At 70.7% G+C, this 18,991-nt stretch carries 15 protein-coding genes; 8 read left to right on the forward strand and 7 right to left on the reverse strand.

Annotation, left to right across the window (positions count from 1 at the left end; all coding sequences use genetic code 11):
* Positions 1 to 149: 149 nt before the first annotated feature.
* Both ABD289_RS08145 and ABD289_RS08150 read left to right on the forward strand, forming a co-directional pair.
* On the forward strand, positions 150 to 1,928 hold the full coding sequence (locus ABD289_RS08145) for a Xaa-Pro dipeptidyl-peptidase (protein ID WP_344128364.1): 1,779 nt from the start codon (positions 150 to 152) through the stop codon (positions 1,926 to 1,928).
* 201 nt (positions 1,929 to 2,129) lie between these two features.
* Positions 2,130 to 3,158: a DUF4192 domain-containing protein gene (locus ABD289_RS08150; protein ID WP_344128366.1), complete on the forward strand. Its 1,029-nt coding sequence runs from the start codon at positions 2,130 to 2,132 to the stop codon at positions 3,156 to 3,158.
* A 68-nt stretch (positions 3,159 to 3,226) separates the two neighbouring features.
* Here ABD289_RS08150 and galE read toward each other — a convergent pair whose 3' ends face one another.
* The 3 genes from galE to ABD289_RS08165 are packed head-to-tail and all read right to left on the reverse strand — an operon-like array spanning position 3,227 to position 6,117.
* Positions 3,227 to 4,189 (reverse strand): UDP-glucose 4-epimerase GalE, encoded by a 963-nt coding sequence (gene galE, locus ABD289_RS08155; RefSeq protein ID WP_344128368.1) that lies wholly within the window; start codon positions 4,187 to 4,189, stop codon positions 3,227 to 3,229.
* 54 nt (positions 4,190 to 4,243) lie between these two features.
* Entirely contained in the window at positions 4,244 to 5,422 is a 1,179-nt protein-coding gene (gene galK / locus ABD289_RS08160; protein ID WP_344128370.1) for a galactokinase, read from the reverse strand.
* Positions 5,419 to 6,117, reverse strand: coding sequence for an iron-dependent transcriptional repressor DtxR (locus ABD289_RS08165; protein ID WP_344128372.1), 699 nt, complete (start codon positions 6,115 to 6,117; stop codon positions 5,419 to 5,421). Before ABD289_RS08165 ends, galK begins: the two co-directional genes overlap by 4 nt.
* Before the next feature lie 123 nt (positions 6,118 to 6,240).
* Between ABD289_RS08165 and ABD289_RS08170 the strand changes: the two genes are divergently transcribed.
* From ABD289_RS08170 to ABD289_RS08190, 5 genes are all read left to right on the forward strand, one after another.
* Positions 6,241 to 7,092, forward strand: a complete 852-nt coding sequence (locus tag ABD289_RS08170) for a sulfurtransferase (RefSeq protein WP_344128374.1) — start codon at positions 6,241 to 6,243, stop codon at positions 7,090 to 7,092.
* A 212-nt stretch (positions 7,093 to 7,304) separates the two neighbouring features.
* Positions 7,305 to 8,480, forward strand: a complete 1,176-nt coding sequence (locus tag ABD289_RS08175; protein ID WP_344128376.1) for an acetoin utilization protein AcuC — start codon at positions 7,305 to 7,307, stop codon at positions 8,478 to 8,480.
* A complete protein-coding gene (locus ABD289_RS08180) occupies positions 8,422 to 11,169 on the forward strand; it encodes a bifunctional acetate--CoA ligase family protein/GNAT family N-acetyltransferase (protein ID WP_425564616.1) in 2,748 nt (915 codons plus the stop codon). The genes ABD289_RS08175 and ABD289_RS08180 overlap by 59 nt, the downstream gene beginning before the upstream one ends.
* A 46-nt stretch (positions 11,170 to 11,215) precedes the next feature.
* Positions 11,216 to 12,103 carry an alpha/beta hydrolase family protein gene (locus ABD289_RS08185; RefSeq protein WP_344128380.1) on the forward strand — a complete coding sequence of 296 codons (888 nt, stop codon included), beginning with the start codon at positions 11,216 to 11,218 and terminating at the stop codon, positions 12,101 to 12,103.
* Positions 12,104 to 12,178: 75 nt separating this feature from the next.
* Positions 12,179 to 12,631, forward strand: coding sequence for a hypothetical protein (locus ABD289_RS08190; protein WP_344128382.1), 453 nt, complete (start codon positions 12,179 to 12,181; stop codon positions 12,629 to 12,631).
* 71 nt (positions 12,632 to 12,702) lie between these two features.
* On the opposite strand, the gene ABD289_RS08195 is transcribed toward ABD289_RS08190, so the two are convergent.
* Positions 12,703 to 14,358: a fumarate hydratase gene (locus ABD289_RS08195; RefSeq protein WP_344128384.1), complete on the reverse strand. Its 1,656-nt coding sequence runs from the start codon at positions 14,356 to 14,358 to the stop codon at positions 12,703 to 12,705.
* Between the two features lie 218 nt (positions 14,359 to 14,576).
* Between ABD289_RS08195 and ABD289_RS08200 the strand changes: the two genes are divergently transcribed.
* Positions 14,577 to 15,293 carry a tyrosine-protein phosphatase gene (locus ABD289_RS08200; RefSeq protein ID WP_344128386.1) on the forward strand — a complete coding sequence of 239 codons (717 nt, stop codon included), beginning with the start codon at positions 14,577 to 14,579 and terminating at the stop codon, positions 15,291 to 15,293.
* A gap of 277 nt (positions 15,294 to 15,570) precedes the next feature.
* On the opposite strand, the gene ABD289_RS08205 is transcribed toward ABD289_RS08200, so the two are convergent.
* The 3 genes from ABD289_RS08205 to ABD289_RS08215 all read right to left on the reverse strand — a co-directional run bounded on the left by ABD289_RS08205 (position 15,571) and on the right by ABD289_RS08215 (position 18,967).
* A complete protein-coding gene (locus ABD289_RS08205; protein ID WP_344128388.1) occupies positions 15,571 to 16,542 on the reverse strand; it encodes a sigma-70 family RNA polymerase sigma factor in 972 nt (323 codons plus the stop codon).
* Positions 16,543 to 17,030: 488 nt separating this feature from the next.
* A complete protein-coding gene (gene dtd, locus ABD289_RS08210) occupies positions 17,031 to 17,456 on the reverse strand; it encodes a D-aminoacyl-tRNA deacylase (RefSeq protein WP_344128390.1) in 426 nt (141 codons plus the stop codon).
* Positions 17,453 to 18,967: a DUF7782 domain-containing protein gene (locus ABD289_RS08215; protein ID WP_344128394.1), complete on the reverse strand. Its 1,515-nt coding sequence runs from the start codon at positions 18,965 to 18,967 to the stop codon at positions 17,453 to 17,455. The genes dtd and ABD289_RS08215 overlap by 4 nt, the downstream gene beginning before the upstream one ends.
* Between the last annotated feature and the right edge of the window lie 24 nt (positions 18,968 to 18,991).

Here is an 18,991-nt window from a genome sequence, read left to right on the forward strand (position 1 = left end):
CGGTGGTCTGCTGCCGGGTCGAGCCTACGCGGGCCCACGACGCCGGGTCCGAAAGTGGACACGGACTTGCCGGTGGGCTCGCGCGTTGCAAGGGTTGCGTCCGATTTCGGACGGATTCGGGTTCTCGTCCTGCTCATGGGAGTTTGCGAATGCGGCGATGTGCGACGGGTCTGCTAGCGGCGTTGGTCGTCCTGCCCCTGATCGGTTCGACCGCGAGCGCGGACCCTCCGCAGCGCCCGGTTTTCCGGGACGGAGCCGCGCAGCCGGTCTTCGACCCGCAGGAGGCCGTGCGCGAGGACCTGTTCGTCACCGCTCCGGTGGACAGCGACCGGGATCGCCGACCCGATCGGGTGCACGTGCAGGTGGTGCGACCGGCCGAGACCGAGCGCGGCCTCCGGGTTCCGGTCGTCTACCGGGCCAGCCCGTACTTCTCCGGTGGCAACGAGGTGCGCAACCACGACGTCGACACCGAGCTCCACGTGCCCGGCGAGTCCGGCGAGCGGTCGGCGCGCTCCACCGGAAACGACCAGCGGGCGACCGCCGCGCGGATCGACTGGGCCTACGAGCAGTACTTCCTGGCCAGGGGCTACGCCGTGGTCTACGCCGAATCGCTGGGCACCGGCGAGTCCACCGGATGTCCGACCACCGGCGCCGCGAACGAGACCATCGGTGCGAAGTCGGTGGTGGACTGGCTCGACCACCGCGCTCCCGCCCGCGACGCGAACGGCGCGCCGCACCGCGCGAACTGGTCGAGCGGGCAGGTCGGCATGATGGGCGTGTCCTACAACGGGACGCTGCCGAACGCCGTGGCGAGCACCGGAGTCGAGGGACTCGACGCGATCGTGCCGATCGGGGCGATCTCGAACTGGTACGACTACTACCGCAGCGACGGCGCCGTGGTGGCTCCGGGCGGCTTCCAGGGCGAGGACGCCGACGTGCTGGCGAAGTACGTGCACACCCGCGAGGACCGCGAGGTCTGCCGTCCGGTGATCGACGAGCTCACCCGCGAGCAGGACCGGGTCACCGGTGATTACAACGCCTTCTGGGACGCGCGCAACTACCTCGACGACGTCGGCGACGTGCGCGCGGCGGTGCTGCAGGTGCACGGCCTGAACGACTGGAACGTCAAGACCCGCCAGGCCGCCCAGTGGTACGAGGCGCTGCGCGAACACGGCGTGCCGCACAAGATCTGGTGGCACCGGTCGGGCCACACGGACCCGATCGAGCTGCGCGAGCAGGAATGGCTGCGCACCCTCAACCGCTGGTTCACCCGCTACCTCCACGACGTGCCCAACGGGGTCGAGGGCGAGCCACGGGCCACCGTGCAGCGCGCCGACGGCAGCTGGGCCGAGGAGGCGGAGTGGCCTGCGCCGCAGGCCGAACTCGTCGAGCTGCGGCCGACGCCGGGCGGTGCGGAGCGCGGCGGGCTGGACGCCCGGGGCGTGCGCTCGCCGGTGACCGAGGGGCTGACCGATGACGCGAGCAAACCGGCTCGCGACCTGGCGGCGGCGCCGCGATCGCCGAACCGGCTGGCCTACTTCACCTCGCCGCTGGCGGAGTCCTCCCGGCTCAGCGGTGAGGTGCGCGCCGATCTGGCGCTGACCTTCGACCGGCCCGCCGCGAACGTGACGGCGCTGCTGGTGGACCAGGCGCCCGACGGTCGCGTCTCGGTGATCACCCGCGGCTGGGCCGACCCGCAGAACCGCGAGGCCATCGATCGCACGACCCCGGTCGAGCCCGGGCGCAACTACGAGATCAGCGTGCGGATGCAGCCCGACGATCACGTCTTCGAACCGGGGCATCGGCTCGGGCTGGTCGTGCTCTCCAGCGATCACGACTTCACGTTGCGACCCGAGCCGGGTGCCGGGCTGCGGCTGGACCTCTCCCGCACCAGCATCGAACTGCCGATGGCCGGTTCGGTCGGGTAGCGCGCGGCTGTTGTGACGATCATTCGGGTACGGCGACCTAGCGTCAGAGCCGATCCGGTGACGGTGAATACCCGGATGATCGTCACACTTCAGCGTGATTTCAGGTGTTTCAACCAATGGTTGTCCACACCGGACTCAGTGGTCCACAGATTTGGCCGGATCGCTTCCGCCGCAGCGGGTTTCGTCGCCAACCTGTGCGGCATGACAACGCGACTCAACACCGACATCTCGATCAGCGAACCCGGCGACGTGCTCGCCGCCGTGCCGCACCTGCTCGGATTCCACCCGGACGACTCGTTCGTGCTGGTGAGCCTGCACGACCTGGCGGGCACGCCGAGGTTCGGTGCGACCATGCGCGTCGACCTGCCTTGCCCGATGCAGGCGTGCGGGTTCGGCGAGTTCCTGCTGCAGGGGCCGCTGAGCACGCAGGGAGCCGAGGCCGAGCGGATCCGCCTGCTCGAGGAGGCGGGCCCGCCCATGCTCTCGGTCGTCGAGGTGGTCAAGGAAACTCTCCGGCGCAGCGGAATCGTCACCGCGCACGCCGTGTGGGCACCGCAGATCCGGGAAGGGGCGCCCTGGCGCTGCTACGACGACGTCGACTGCGAGGGGACCATTCCCGACCCGAAGGAATCACCGATCGGCGCGGTGATGGCCGCCAACGGCGCGGTGACCTTCGGCAGCAAGGACGAGCTCCGGGAGCTGGTGGCCCCCGAATCGCCGGAGGTGATCGCGCGCTGGTCGGCCAGGCTCGACGCGCTCACCGAGGACGCCCTCGACGAGACCGACCCGGACCGGGTGGGGCGGGACGTGCGCAAGGTCCACGCGGCCATCCGGCGCATCGCCGCGGGTACGGCTCTGACCGAGGACGACCTGCAAGGCGTGCTGCTCGCGGTCTCCGACACCCGGGTGCGCGACATCCTGCTCGGCACCGCGCTGAGCGAGCACGCCCACCCGGCCGAAGAGCTCTGGCTGTCCCTGGTTCGCAAGGCCCCCGACGCCGAACTTCCCGAGGTCGCGGCGTTGCTGGCGTTTTCGGCCTACCTGCGGGGCGAGGGCGGGCTCGCCTCGGTGGCTCTCGAACGCATCGAGAAGGTCCAGCCCGATCACCGGCTCGGTGCCCTGCTGCGCCAGACGATGGAGGCCGGGATCCCACCCGCCGAACTCGACGCTATCGCCCGAATCTCGGCCGAGGACGCCCAGCTCCTCCTCGAGAGCGAAGAGGCGTGCTGATGCGCGACGAGTCAGGACCGGGCGCGGCCGATCCCAGCCGCACCGCTCGGCGCGCCGGCGGCGAGCATTCAGGCCTGGTGACGAGCCCGGGTGAATTCCCACGCGTCGCGGACGATCACTCCGAGGTCGGCGCGCTGCGGCTGCCAGCCCAGCTCCTCGCGGGCGGCCTGGCTGGAGGCGACCAGGGTGGCCGGGTCGCCCGCGCGGCGCGGGGCGACCTTCGCCGGGATCGGGTGCCCGGTGACCTCGCGGCAGGTGTCGATGACCTGCTTGACCGAGAACCCCGTCCCGTTGCCCAGGTTGTAGATCCGGTGCTGCCCGGGCTGCGTGCCCTTCAGAGCCAGCAGGTGCGCATCGGCCAGGTCGGTGACGTGGATGTAGTCGCGGACGCAGGTGCCGTCGGCGGTGGGCCAGTCCTCCCCGAAGATCTGCACCTGGTCCCGCTGGCCCAGGGCGACCTGCAGCACGATCGGGATCAGGTGGGTCTCCACGGTGTGCCGCTCACCGATCGCGCCGTGCGCGCCGGCGACGTTGAAGTAGCGCAGGCTGGCCGCGCCGATGCCGTGCGCCGCGGCGTAGGAGGTGATCGCGTGGTCGATCGCCAGCTTCGTCGCGCCGTAGGTGTTGGTCGGGTCGGTCGGAGAGTCCTCGGTGATCAGCTCGATCTCCGGTTCGCCGTAGGTGGCGGCGGTCGAGGAGAACACCAGGCGCGGCGTGCCGTGCTCGCGCATCGCGTCCAGCAGCCGCAGCGAGGTGACCACGTTGCCGTGCCAGTACTTCTGCGGGTTCTCCATCGACTCGCCGACCAGCGACTTGGCCGCGAAGTGCAGCACTCCGTCGAAGGGCTCCGCCAGCAGGTCGCCTGCCGCCTCCGCGATGTCGGCCTCCACGAACTTGCAGCCGTCCGGAATCGCGTCGGCGTGCCCGGTGGACAGGTCGTCGACCACGACGACGTCGTGCCCTGCTTCCACCAGCCGCGCGGCGCACACGCTTCCGACGTAGCCGGCGCCGCCTGTGACGAGGAGCTTCAAGTGCTTACTGCCTTCCGTGGGAGAACTGGTCGAGCAACCGCGGCGGGTCCGCGCTCAGCGGTCCCGGCCCGCACCCGCGGAGGGTATCGCGGTGAAAATCCGCGGCTCGGCGAGGTTCTGCTCGGCGAAGGCGCGCAGAACCGCTCGTTCGACCGCCGCCCGCTCGGAGCTGTTGATCAGCGCGATCGCCGAGCCGCCGAAGCCGCCACCGATCATGCGCGCGCCCAGGGCACCTGCGGACTTGGCGGCGTCGGCCGCGAGGTCGAGCTCGGTGCAGGAGACCCGGTAGTCGTCGCGCAGGCTGGCGTGCGAGGCGTCCAGCAGCGGACCGACTTCCGCGTACTTGTCGGCGCGCAGCAGCTCGACGGTGCGCAGCACCCGGTCGTTCTCGGTGACCACGTGCCGGACGAGCGGCCGCAGCTCCTCGGGCAGCTTGTCCAGCGCTGCGGGAAGTTCCTCAATCGATACGTCGCGCAGCGCCTCGACCGACAGCAGTTCCGCGGCCCGTTCGCAGCCGTTGCGCCGGTCACCGTATCCGGATTCGCTGTGCGAGTGCTTCGCGCGGGTGTCGATGGCCACCAGTTCCAGACCGCTGCCGCGCGGGTCGAAGGGGACCTGCTCGGATGCGCCGCTGCGCACGTCGTGGAACAGCACGTGGGCTTCGACGCAGCACAGCGAGGCCGTCTGGTCCAACAGCCCGGTGGGCGCGCCGACGAAGTCGTTCTCCGAGATCTGCACCAGTCGTGCGACCTGGGCCAGGTTGGGCGAGCCCGCCTCGCCCGGCGCGTAGCCGGCCTGGTCCAGCAGGGCCAGCGCGACCGCGCACTGCAGCGCGTGCGAGGAGGACAGGCCCGCGCCGGTGGGAACCTCACCGACGATCAGGAGATCGGCGCCCCCGATCGAGTAACCGGCCTGGTGCAGCGCCCAGGCCACACCGGCGTGGAACGCGGCCCACCCCTTGTGGCTGCCGGGTGCGATCTCCTCGACGGGCGCTTCGCGCGCCGCGTGCAGCTGTCCGTCGTCGCCGAGGGTGGTGGCCGCCAGGACTCCGTCGTCACGGCCGTCGATGGCGACCGCGACCCGGTGCGGCAGTGCGAAGGGGAGCACGAAGCCGTCGTTGTAGTCGGTGTGCTCGCCGATCAGGTTGACCCGGCCAGGAGCGGAGAAGACGGCGTGCGGGGCGCGGCCGTAGGTCTCGGCGAACAGCTCCGCTGCGTTGGGGGACTTGCTCACTTGGCGAGCACCACCATGACGGCGTGCGCGATGCCGGAGGTCAGCTCGGCGTTGCCCTGCGGGCCCTGCACCACGATCGGCTTGTTCGGCCCGGCGACCGGTTTGATCTCGACCTCGTTGCCGGGCAGCACGCCCACCTGCTTGAGATCGGTCATCAGATCGGGGTCGAGCTGCACGTGCTCGGCGATCCGGCGGATGACCGCGCGGCCGCCGCCACTGCGGGCGATCTCGTCGACGCGCTGCAGATCGCCGTCGGGTGCGGCGTCGATGTGGTCGACGCCGAGCTCGTCCAGGCCTGGGATGGGGTTGCCGTACGGGGAGGTGTTCGGGCCACCGAGCAGCTTGACCAGCTTGCGCTCGACGGCCTCGCTCATCACGTGCTCCCAACGACAGGCCTCGTTGTGCACGTGCTCCCACTCGAGCCCGATCACGTCGACGAGCAGTCGTTCGGCGAGCCGGTGCTTGCGCATCACGCTGATCGCGCGGGCGCGCCCGGCCTTGGTCAGCTCGAGGTGTCGATCCTCGGCGACGGCGAGCAGGCCGTCCCGCTCCATGCGGGCGACGGTTTGGCTCACGGTCGGGCCGCTCTGCTCGAGTCGTTCGGCGATGCGGGCCCGCAGCGGCACCACGCCCTCCTCTTCGAGGTCGTAGATGGTGCGGAGGTACATCTCAGTGGTATCGATGAGATCGTTCACGTCGGCTCCCCATTCAAGTCCCAACCACGATGCTAGCCGCTACCAGCGACAACAGTTAGTGGCCGGGGAGTTGACAGGCAAGGATTGTCGACAGACCTTGTCGGCGGGCTCGGAAAGGCCGTCATGCATCCTCTGATCAGTACCGATGATCTCATGTCCGCGCTTCGCGCGGAGCCGCACCCGACTCTGCTGGACGTGCGGTGGTCGCTGCAGGGCCCGCCGGGCAGGCAGGCCTACGAACGGGGGCACCTGCCGGGGGCGGTGTTCGTGGACCTGGATACCGAACTGGCGGCCGAACCGGGGCCGGGCGGGCGGCATCCGTTGCCCGAACCGCAGGCGTTCCAGTCGGTGCTGCGCCGTGCCGGGGTGGACGCCGACCGTCCCGTGGTCGTCTACGACGCGGACAACGGTTCGGCGGCGGCTCGGGCCTGGTGGTTGCTGCGCTGGGCCGGGCACCGCAACGTCGCGGTGCTCGACGGCGGGTACGCGGCCTGGGTCGCCGAGGGCAAACCGACCGACACCGAGAACCCGGAACCCGGCGACGGCGGGTTCCGGGTGCGGCCGGGTTCGATGCCGGTGATCGATGCCGACGAGGCGGCCAGGACGGCCCGGGTGGGCGTGCTGCTGGACGCTCGCGCCCCGGAGCGCTACCGCGGCGAGGTGGAACCGATGGATCCCCGCGCCGGTCACGTCCCGGGCGCCCGCAACGCCCCGTTCAGCGCGCACACCGCGGGGTCGGGGCGGTGGCGATCGCCCGCTGAGCTGGCCGAGCACTTCGCCGGGCTCGGCGTGCGGGCCGGTCAGCCGATCGGTACCTACTGCGGCTCCGGAGTGACGGCCTGCTCGGTCCTGCTGGCGCTGGAACACGCCGGGATCACCGACTCCCGCAACCCGGCAGCGCTCTACGCGGGCTCGTGGTCGAACTGGTCGGCCGACCCGGATCGCCCGGCGATCACGGGGGAGCAGCCGGGCTGAGCGCGGCCGGGGACCGCGCGGAACCGCTTCGAGCGGCCCGCACAGCAGGAGTGCTTGCCGAAGGCCGGGCGGGCGTCTCGGGCCGGCGGGCCGCACCGCCGCGCGCGACCCCGGAGCGGGCCCTGGAACAGGCACCCGGAACAGGCACTCGCGGAATAACGACCGCGGGACGAAGCCTGTGGGAGCGGCCACGGCCGGGGTAGCGTCCGGGCATGGGTTCTGAGTTGGCCGTTGTCTGGGACGAAGCGCTGCTGGAATACGACCTCGGTGGGCATCACCCGCTGCATCCGATCCGGCTGGACCTGACGATGCGGCTGGCCCGTTCGCTGGGCCTGCTCGACGGCGTCGATGCGGTCAAGCCGCAGCCGGCCACCGAGGCGGACCTGCTGCGGGTGCACACCGCCGAGTATCTCGCGGCGGTGCGCGCCGCGCCGCTGAGCGGCTACGAGGCCGGGCACGGCCTGGGCACCGAGGACAACCCGATCTTCGACCGGATGCACGAGGCATCGGCGCTCGTCGCAGGCGCCTCGATCGGGGCGGCCGAGCAGATCGTGTCGGGCAGGTCCGACCGCGCGGTCAACATCGGAGGAGGCCTGCACCACGCGATGGCCGACAACGCGGCCGGGTTCTGCGTCTACAACGACTGCTCGGTAGCCATCGCCTGGATGCTCGAGCAGGGCGTTGAGCGCATCGCCTACCTCGACGTCGACGTGCACCACGGCGACGGGGTGCAGGCCGCCTTCTACGACGACCCGCGGGTCATGACCGTCTCGCTGCACCAGCACCCGGTCACGCTGTGGCCGGGTACCGGCTTCGCCACCGAGGTCGGCAAGGACGGCGCGGACGGTACGGCGGTCAACATCCCGCTGCCCCCGGGCACCGGGGACAGCGGCTGGAGGCGCGCCTTCCACGCCGTGGTTCCCTCGCTGCTCGCGGACTTCCGACCGGAGGTGCTGGTCACCCAGTGCGGTGCCGATCCGCACCGCGACGATCCGCTGGCGGACCTGTCGCTGAGCGTCGACGGTCAGCGCGCGATCTACCAGGACCTGCGGGAGCTGGCCGAGAACTGCGCGGGCGGCAAGTGGCTGGCGCTGGGCGGCGGGGGCTATTCGCTGTTCCGCGTCGTTCCGCGTGCTTGGACCCATTTGCTGGCGACACTCCTGGACCGGGACATCGCACCGGAGACCACGATCCCGGAGGATTGGATGGCGTACGCGACTCGGCGTGCGCAGAACATCGCGCTGCCGACGTCGATGAGCGACGGGAGCGACCCTTCCTACGAACCTTGGACCGGGGTGACCACGACCGCAGTGGACACCGCGATCCGCGATGCCCGGCACGCGGTGTTCCCGCTGCACGGGCTCGACCCGGCGGACAGCCGCGACTGAGGAGTCCGAAGTGGACGAAGAGGCAACCGGAGCGGGCCGGCCCTCGCGGGACTACCCGCGTCATTGGGAAGCCGACGTGGTGCTCTCCGACGGCGGCACCGTCCACCTGCGGCCGATAGTCCCGGAGGACGCGGACAAGCTGGTCACCTTCCACAGCAGGCTCAGCGATCGGACCCGCTACTACCGCTACTTCGGGCCCTACCCGCGGATGCCCGAGCGCGACGTGCGGCGCTTCAGCGAGGTCGACTACCACAACCGCGTCGCGTTCGTGGCCCTGCTCGGCGACGACATCGTGGCGGTGGGCCGCTTCGACAGGCTGGGGGAGCAGAAGTCGGCCGAGGCCGCCTTCGTGGTCCGCGACGACCACCAGGGCCGGGGCCTCGGGTCGATCCTGCTCGAGCACCTGGCCGCCGCCGCGCAGGAACGCGGGTTGCGGCGCTTCGTCGCCGAGGTCCTCGCCGAGAACTCCCAGATGGTGCGCGTCTTCCGGGACGCCGGCTATCAGGTCAGCCGCGCGATGGAAGAGGGCGTGGTGCACCTGGAGTTCGACATCGACCCCACCGAGGAGTCGGTCGCGGTGGCGCGCGCCCGGGAACAGGCGGCCGAGGCGCGCAGCGTGCACAACCTGCTGCGGCCGCAGTCGGTCGCGGTGATCGGCGCCTCCACCGATCGCAGCAAGATCGGGCACGCGGTGCTGACGAACCTGCTGACCGCGGACTTCACCGGGCCGGTCTACCCGGTCAACCCCGAGCACCGGTCGGTGCGCGGGGTGCGCTCCTACGGCTCGGTGCTCGACATCCCCGACGAGGTCGATCTCGCGGTGGTGGCGATTCCGGCGGCCGGGGTCGACGAGGTGCTGGACGACTGCCTGGCCAAGGGTGTGAAGACCCTGGTCATCGTCAGCTCCGGGTTCAGCGAGAGCGGCTCGGAGGGGCGCGAGGTGGAACGCGAGATGGTGCGTTCCGCCCGGGTGCACGGCATGCGGGTGGTCGGTCCGAACGCGCTGGGCGTGGTCAACACCGATCCCGATTTCCGGCTCAACGCCAGCCTCGCTCCCCAGCTGCCGGGGCGCGGGCGCACCGGGTTCTTCTGCCAGTCCGGCGCGCTCGGCGTGGCGATCCTGGAAACCGCGACCGAGCGCGGCCTGGGGCTGTCCACCTTCGTCTCGGCGGGCAACCGGGCCGACGTCTCGGGCAACGACCTGCTGCAGTACTGGCAGACCGATCCCTCCACCGACGTGGTGCTGCTGTACCTGGAGTCCTTCGGCAACCCGCGCAAGTTCGGCCGGTTGGCCCGGCGGCTGGCGCGGCGCAAGCCGGTGATCGTGGTCAAGTCCGGGAGGAACGCGGTCCGCCCCGGGCTGGCCGCGACTTCGGTGCAGATCGACGAGAGCAGCGTGCAGGCGTTGTTCGAGCAGTCCGGCGTGATCCGGGTCGAATCCGTGGCCCAGATGTTCGACACGGCGCTGCTGCTGGCCCACCAGCCGCTGCCGCAGGGCGACCGGGTTTCCATCGTGGGCAACTCCGCCGCGCTGGGCATGATCGCGGCCGACGTCGCCCAGGCGCAGGACCTCACCCTCGCCCACGAGCCGGTCGACGTGGGCGCCGCGGCAGGACCCGGCGAGTTCGCCGCCGCGGTTCGCGATGCCGCGCTGCGCGAGGACGTCGATGCCCTGGTCACGGTGTTCGCGCCGCCGGTGGCGGTACCGGGGGCGGCCTACGCTCGCGCGTTGCGCGAGGCGCTCCAGGAGGCCGGGGTGTCCAGCTGCAAACCGGTCGTGACCACCTTCCTGGCCGCCGAGGGCGTGCCCGACGAACTGGTGGTGCCCGGTGCGGACGGCATGGCGGGGCAGGGCTCGGTGCCGTCCTACCCGAGTCCGGAGCGCTCGGTGGCCGCGCTGTCGCGCGTCACCCGCTACGCGCAGTGGCGCGCCGCTCCCAAGGGGCACTTCGTGCGGCCCGACGGCATCGACTCCGACCGCGCGAAGGCACTGGTCGAGGAGTGGCTCGAGGACGGGATCACCCGGCTCGACGACGACCGGGTGGTGCAGCTGCTGCGCTGCTACGGCATCGAGGTGACGGCCTTCCACCGGGTGCGGACGGCCGAGGCCGCCGTGACGGCCGCGGAGGCGCTGGGGTATCCGGTGGCGCTGAAGTCGACGAGCTCCAACCTGCGGCACCGCCAGGACCTGGTCGGCGTCCGGCTCGACCTGGACACCGCGGAGGCGGTGCGCACGGCCTACGCGGCGGTGCGCGAGGTCTCCGGTCTCGACGAGGTCTACGTTCAGCGCATGGCCGAGCGCGGCACCTCGTGCGTGATCGACCTGCTCGACGACCCGTCGTTCGGCACCCTGGTGTCCTTCGGCCTGGCGGGTGTCGCCAGCGAGCTGCTGGGTGACAAGGCCTACCGCTCGTTGCCGGTGACCGATGTCGACGTGGCTTCCCTGGTGCGCGCGCCGCGCGCGGCGCCGTTGCTGGCGGGCTACGGGGGCACCGAACCGGCCGACCTGGAAGCGCTGGAGGGCCTGCTGCTGCGGGTGGCGATCCTGGCCGAGGAGCTCCCGGACGTGCGGGAGCTGGCGCTGCAGCCGGTGCTGGCCGGGCCGGGCGGCGCCGCCGTGACAGGTGCCCGGATCGCCATCGGTGCCTCCGCGCAAGCTCCGGACCAGGGGCCGCGCAGGCTGCGGTGACCGAGGTCATCGCCCCGAGACTGCTCAGTTCCGTTAATGTGTCGGCGTGGACGAGGTCATCGCCGAGAAGCTCGACGCCCCAGCCCCGGTGATCGGTGAGGTCGCCGCGGGCGACTACCGGATCAAGGTGCGCGCTGCACGTCAGGACGCCCCGGACAGCCCGGTGCTGGTCCTGGCGCCCGCGATGGGCGTGCCCGCCGGGTACTACCGGAAGTTCGTGGCCCACCTGCACCGGCAGGGCCTGCAGGTCGTTTCCTACGACGTGCGCGGGCAGGGCGAGACGGAGCCGCGGGTCACCCGCGGCATCGACTTCGGCTACCAGGACTTCGTCGACGACCTCGACGGCGTGCTCGACGTGGTCGACGAGACCTTCCCGGACACCGCACCGCGCTTCGTGCTCGGCCACAGCCTCGGCGGGCAGATCGCGATGCTGCACACCGCCGCCCGCCCCGGCCGCGTGCGGGGCGCGATCCTGATCGCCTCCGGTGCGGTCAACTACCGCGTCTACCCGGGGTTGCGGAAGTACTACTACAACCTGCTCGGCCCCCAGGCCATCGCGGCGGTGTCCGCCGTGCTCGGCTTCTGGCCGGGGGAGCGCTTCGGATTCGGCGGCAGGCAGGCCGGTGGGCTGATGCGCGACTGGGCCCGGCAGGGCCGCACCGCTCGCTGGCGGTTGAGCGGTGCGGCGACCGACTACGACGCGGCTCTGGAGCGGGTGAGTGCCCCGCTGCTGACGGTCACCGTGGACAACGACACCCTGGCGCCCAAATCGGCCATGGACGACCTCGTGGGCAGGACCGGGGGACCGCGCACCGAGCGGCACTACTCCTCGGCCGATGCGGGAGCCGGCCTCGACCACTTCAAGTGGGCCCGCAACGCGGGCGAGCTCTCCGGCTGGATCGGCGACTGGGTTCGCGGCGTGCTCGAACGGTGAATTGTGGGAACGGCTGCGGCTGATCCTCTTGCGCGGGGACGCAACCGCGCGTTGCCGCCGCTACGTCTCTAGGGCATGAGACGCCTAACCACCGCAGTGGGCGCGGGGACGCTGCTCCTGGCGCTGGCAGCCTGTGGTCAACAGCCGGACGACGTGGGGTTCGGCGGCCAGCCGCCCGCCCCGCCCGGACCGGTCGAGCCGAAGCCGGAGGCCGAGCGGACCCCGGTGGCGCAGGGTGCCGTCGACTTCTCCGCGCTGCCCAAGAGCTACCCGAAGAAGGTCTGGACGCAGAACGACGGCAAGGCCGTCGTTGCGATCGGTCAGGAGGGCGGCTGCAGCAAGGTGCACGCCGAACTGGCCGAGCAGACCGCCGAGCACGTCAAGATCGTCCTCGTGGAGGAGACCCCGGAGCCCCCGGGAATCTGCACCATGGACCTCCGCTATCCGCCGGTCGCCCTGCGGTTGAGCGAACCTCTCGACGGTCGCGAGGTCGTTCTCGAGCAACGGGACGTCAAGGTCCCGCGCTGAGGCCCGCGCGCGCCGGGCGCGTGGGCTCACCGGGCACGCCCGAGTGAGCCCACGGCCCGCGCGTCGTGGTGCTACCGGTTGAACGAGATCTGCAGGACGGGCTCGGTCGCGTTGGCGAAGAAGTCGTCCCCCTTGTCGTCCACGACGACGAAGGCCGGGAAGTCCTCGACCTCGATGCGCCACACCGCTTCCATGCCCAGCTCGGCGTACTCCAGCACCTCGACCTTCTTGATGCAGTCCTGCGCCAGGCGCGCCGCGGGGCCGCCGATCGAGCCGAGGTAGAACCCGCCGTGAGCCTTGCAGGAGTCGACGACCTGCTTGGACCGGTTGCCCTTGGCCAGCATCACCATCGAGCCGCCCGCGGCCTGGAACTGCTCGACGTAGGAGTCCATCCGGCCCGCCGTGGTCGGGCCGAACGATCCCGAGGCGAAACCGTCCGGGGTCTTGGCCGGTCCCGCGTAGTAGACCGGGTGGTCGCGCATGTACTGCGGCATCGGCTCACCCGCGTCGAGTCGCTCGGCGATCTTGGAGTGCGCGATGTCGCGCGCCACCACGAGCGGACCCGTCAACGACACCCGGGTCTTGACCGGCAGCTTGGACAGCTCGGCGCGGATCTCGTCCATCGGGCGGTTCAGGTCGATCTCGACGACCTCGTCGGAGAGATCGGAGTCGGTGACCTCCGGCAGGTACTTGGCCGGGTCGCGCTCGAGCTGCTCCAGGAACACGCCCTCCGGAGTGATCTTGGCCTTGGCCTGCCGGTCCGCCGAGCAGGACACCGCCACGCCCACCGGCAGCGAGGCGCCGTGCCGCGGCAGCCGGATGACCCGCACGTCGTGGCAGAAGTACTTGCCGCCGAACTGCGCGCCGATGCCGAACTGCCGGGTCATCTCGAGCACCTGCTGCTCCATCTCCGGGTCGCGCAGCGCGTGCCCGGACGGTGAGCCCTCGGTCGGCAGCCCGTCGAGGTAGCGGGCCGAGGCCAGCTTGGCGACCTTGAGGTTGTACTCGGCCGACATGCCGCCGACGACGATCGCCAGGTGGTACGGCGGGCACGCCGAGGTGCCCAGCGAACGCAGCTTCTCCTCCAGGAACCGGCCCAGCCGCTTCGGGTTCAGCAGCGCCTTGGTCTCCTGGTACAGGAAGGTCTTGTTGGCGCTGCCGCCGCCCTTGGCCATGAACAGCAGCTCGTAGACCGGGTCGGTACCGGCCTTGTTGTAGAGCTCGATCTGAGCGGGCAGGTTGCTGCCGGTGTTGCGCTCCTCCCAGAAGTTCAGCGGCGCCATCTGCGAGTAGCGCAGGTTGAGGTCCTGGTAGGCGTCGAAGATGCCGCGCGAGATCGCCTCTTCGTCCTGTCCACCGGTGAGCACCGACTCGGTGCGCTTGCCGACCACGATCGCGGTGCCGGTGTCCTGGCACATCGGCAGCACTTCGCCCGCCGAGACGCACGCGTTGCGCAGCAGGTCGGTGGCCACGAACCGGTCGTTGCCGCTGGCCTCCGGGTCCTCGACGATCGACTTGAGCTGGGCCAGGTGCGACGGACGCAGCAGGTGCTGGATGTCCTTGATCGCCTCCGAGGCCAGCGAGGTCAGCGTGGCGGGATCGATCTCGAGGAAGCGGCGCCCGGCGGCCTCGACGACGCGGACGCCTTCGTCGGTGACCTTGCGGTACTCGGTCTCATCCGGGCCGAGGGGCAACACGTCGGTGTAATCGAAATTCGTGGTGGACACGGTCGCGGCTCCTTTGCGCGCGTTCGGGTTACGCGTTGGATCCATGTAACCGCGCGGGCGATCACGGAGTCCACCGGGGTGCCTCAGGTGTGACCAAGTACCGAATCCGGGACGCACCGGGCCGGACCTGGAACGAAACACCGTCGAGCTGGGATCCTGGGCGCGTCGGCACGGCGCGGTAGCCGCCGGCGCGTTCCACCGCACTGATGGAGGCCGCATTGTCGAGCACCGATCATCTCGGGGCACTGGTGAACCTGCGTGACCTGGGCGGTCACCCCACCGGTGACGGAGTTCTGACCAGGTCTGGCGTGGTCTACCGCAGCGATGCGCCGCGCTCGGGGGACCGGGACCCGGACGGCGTCCAGCAGTGGCCCCCGCAGATCGTGGTGGACCTGCGCGAGGACGAGGAGACCAAGGGGCGCGCGCACCCGCTGGCCGAGGTCACCGAGGTGCGGCGCGTGCCGGTGCTGGAGGGGTTGCCGCCGTCCGCGCCCGACACTCCGGACGAACTGTCCGCGTTCTACCGGCGGATGGTGCACCGGGCACCGGAGAAGCTGATCGAGGTGTTCCGCATCGCGGTGCAGGCCGAGGGCCCCGTGCTGGTGCACTGCGCCGCGGGCAAGGACCGCACCGGTGTGATCTCGGCGATGCTGCTCAGCGCCGCGGGGGTGCGCTCGGAGGCGATCGTGGCCGATTACGCGCGCACCGACAAGAACATGTACCGGGTGCTGCAGCGGCTCAACCTGGCGCCGAACCTGCCGCCCGGGGTGACCGAGGACATCGTCGCGGACCTGATGGCGGCCCCGGTCGATGCCATCGAGGCGGTGCTCGCCGAGTTCGACGAGCACCCGGACGCGGCCGCGGGCTGGTTGCGCTCGCACGGCGTACCCGCGGGCGAGCTGAACACCTGGCGGGCGAAGTTCCTGACCACCTGAGCGGTGCATTTTTCGCCGGGGCGAAATGTGGAAAGGCCGGACCCGTCTCTGGGACGAGTCCGGCCTTCCCTAGCGGGCGGTGAGAACACCGCCAAGAAATTCGGGGGTGCAGATCGTCGCCCCGCTTCGGTGCGGAGGTCAACGATCCGATCAGGTGGTAGTTACGGCTCACCCGAACAGCCCAACGGGTGCGGACCGGCTCGGGACGGCGAACAGGGAGCACTCCCGCGGGGCGCTCCCTGCCGCGCGTGCACGTCGTGCTTCGCGTCCGAGGTGCTCAGCTGGCGTAGGCGCGGAGGCGGTCGGCCCGGTCGCCCTGACGCAGCTTGGACATCACCTCGCGCTCGATCTGGCGGACGCGCTCGCGGGAGAGCCCGAAGGCCCGGCCGATCTGGTCCAGGGTGCGCGGCTGGCCGTCGTCGAGGCCGTAGCGCATCCGGATGACCGCCTGCTCGCGCTCCTCCAGGGTGCCCAGCACGCGGCGCAGGTCGTCCTGCAGGAACCCGGAGATCACCGCGTTCTCCGCGTCGGCCGACTCGCCGTCCTCGATGAAGTCGCCCAGCGGAGCGTCCTCCTCGGCACCGACCGGCATGTCCAGGCTCACCGGGTCCTTGGAGTGGTCCATCAGGTCGAGGATCTTCTCCACCGGGATGCCGGCCTCCTCGGACAGCTCGTCGTCGGTGGCCTCCCGGCCCAGCTTCTGGTGCAGGTCGCGCTTGATGCGCGCCAGCTTGTTCACCTGCTCGACGAGGTGGACGGGCAGCCGGATGGTGCGGCTCTGGTCGGCCATGCCGCGGGTGATGGCCTGCCGGATCCACCAGGTGGCGTAGGTGGAGAACTTGAAGCCCTTGGTGTAGTCGAACTTCTCCACCGCCCGGATCAGGCCCAGGTTGCCCTCCTGGATCAGGTCGAGCAGGGGCATGCCGCGCCCGGTGTAGCGCTTGGCGAGGCTGACCACCAGCCGGAGGTTGGCCTCCATCAGGTGGTTCTTGGCGCGCCGGCCATCCCGCACCACGGCATTGAGGTCGCTGCGGCGCTCGCGGGAGAGGTCGTCGTTCTCCTCAAGCAGATGCTTGGCGAAGACTCCGGCCTCGATCCGCTTGGCGAGGTCGACCTCTTCCTGTGCGGAGAGCAGCGCAGTGCGCCCGATGCCGTTGAGGTAGACGCGCACGAGGTCGGCCGATGGGCCCTGGGCGTTGTCCAGTTCCTCGGCGACGGCGTCTGGCTTGGTGGTCTGCGGGACGGTCATGAGCTCCCTCCCTGACGGGCTGGCTTGGCGGGCGCAATTCACGCTGCGCGTCTGTGCACGGCGCGGAAGACGCGTACGCTCGGTATCAAGGGCTTGTACGTCGACGTCTTCTCCGGTCGACGCGGGGGCGTTCTCCTGCTGGAGGCGAACCCTGCGCCGGCAGTGCCGTCGAAGCTTCGTTACCTGGAAAACGACCGACGCCGCGAATTCGTTCCCGGAGTCGGCGATTGATGGACGTCGCGCGAGTCACATCTGTTGCCCGCCAATCCTGAGGATTTCCTGAGAGCCCCCGTTACTTTTAGGGGCCCATTCTGAATGCGGCGCCAGCCGCATGCGGTGCGGGACTCGGCCGGCACCGCGGCGGGTTCTCAGACGCCGCCGGGCGAGGACAGCCGCGACACCGCGCAGGCCCACTACGCGAGGAGCGGATCTCGCAGCCCTGCGGCGTCTGAGGTACCACCCCGCAAACCCCACGCTGAAATGTGTCCTCACACCTCAACCAAAAGTGTGAATGGCCCGTCGTTGATGCTCTCCACCGACATCATCGCTCCGAACGCCCCGCTGGCCACCTTCGCGCCGCGTTCGCGCAACTCGGTCACCACCGACTCGACCAGCGGTTCGGCCTGCTCGGGCCGGGCGGCCTCGCTCCAGGACGGGCGACGTCCCTTCCTGGTGGAACCGTAGAGCGTGAACTGGCTGACCACCAGCAGCGGCGCCCCCGAGGTGGCGCAGGACTCCTCGTTGCGAAGTGCCCGAATCTCGTGGAGTTTCCGTGCCATTTTCACGGCTTGTTCCGCGCTGTCGGAATGCGTCACACCCAAAAGCACGAGAAGTCCGGGTTCATCGATCTTGCCGACGACTTCGCCCTCGACCGTTACCGAGGCGCGAGTGACCCGCGTGACGATTGCCCTCACCGATCTTCTCCCGACCATTCAACGGGGATGACCATTCCGTGCCGGACTAGTTCGCGCACCATCGGAATCGCGGCGGCGGTCAACTCCTCCGGGTCCTCGCCGTATCCCATTGCGAGCAACTCGATCAGTTCGCCGGTGGGCATCGCGCCCTGGAATCCGGCGAGCAACCGCGTGCCGAGCTCGTCGATCTCGTGCTGCCAGCCCGGGCCGTCGGTGCGGTGCAGCCGGTTGACGATGGTCTCCCAGCCCTCCTCGCCGTGGTGCGAGACCTGCTCCAGCACCGTGCTCTCGGCGGTGCGCAACCGGGCGGACAGCAACTCCTCTGTGGAGCCGTGCGAGCGCAGCCAGTCCACCCGCCGCAACCACTCGTCGGATTCCGGGCCGAGCGGGTCGTCGAAGGCCTGCCGCAGGTCCTCGCAGACGACCTCGCCGGGACCGTCGGTGCGGCGCAGCGTGATGAAGCCGAATCCGACGCCGATCACGTCGTTGGCGGCGAACCAGTCCAGCCACTCGTTGGCCTTGGCGATGCCCGCGGGCGAGTTCAGGTCGTATCCCGCGTCGCGCAACCAGGTGCCGACGTAGAGGTCCGGGTCGGCCACGTCGCGCTGCACGAACCACGCGTCCAGCCCGGCACCCGGCGGCAGCCAGCTCGCGACCCGGTCCTGCCAGTCCTCGCCCTCCTTGTGCACCCAGGAGGCGAGCAGCTGGGCCCGGCCGCCCTCGTTGAGGAACGACGGCGCCTGCCGCACCACGAGCGCGCTCGCGTCGTCACCGGCCAGGCCGGAGTCGCGGTAGGTGAAGTCGGTTCGCGGCGGGCCCACCACGAACGGCGGGTTGCACACGATCAGGTCGAACTTGCGGCCGCGCACCGGGTCGAACCACTCGCCGCCGCGCGTCTCCGCCTCGACGCCGTTGAGCCGGAAGGTCGCTCCGGCCAGTGCCAGTGCCCGTTCTGACAGGTCGGTGACGGTCAGCGACCGCGCGTGCGTGGAGGCGTGCAGCGCCTGCACACCGCAGCCGGTGCCCAGGTCGAGCACCGAACCGACCGGGCGTCGGGAGGTCGCCCGCACCAGGCTCAGCGATGCGTGCCCGACGCCGAGCACGTGGTCCGGGTCGAGGGTGCGGCCCCCGCGCAGCTCGGAATCGAGGTCGGAGACGACCCACCAGGAGTCCTCGCCGGTGCCGTAGGGACGGATGTCGAGCCCGGCACGCAGCCGCTCGCCGTCGGCGACGACGATCGTCGCGTCGAGCGCCTCGTCCACGTCGAGCTCGCCGAGCGCGGCCTGCACCTCTTCGCGCGGCTCGGGCATGCCCAGCAGGAACAGCCGGACCAGGGTGCCCAGCGGCCCGGCGTCGGCGGCGACCCGCAGCGCGGGCGCGGGTTCATTGCGGCCCAGCGCGGCGTGCGCGGACGGCCCGAGCAGCTCCAGGACGCCGTCGGCGTCGTAGTTCGCGGCCCGGAAGGCGTCGCGAAGGCGGTCGATGCGTTCGGGGGACAGATCTGGAATCACGCACCGAATCCTCACACGAGTGCG

It is taken from the genome of Saccharopolyspora halophila (assembly GCF_039531955.1).
GTDB lineage: Bacteria > Actinomycetota > Actinomycetes > Mycobacteriales > Pseudonocardiaceae > Saccharopolyspora > Saccharopolyspora halophila.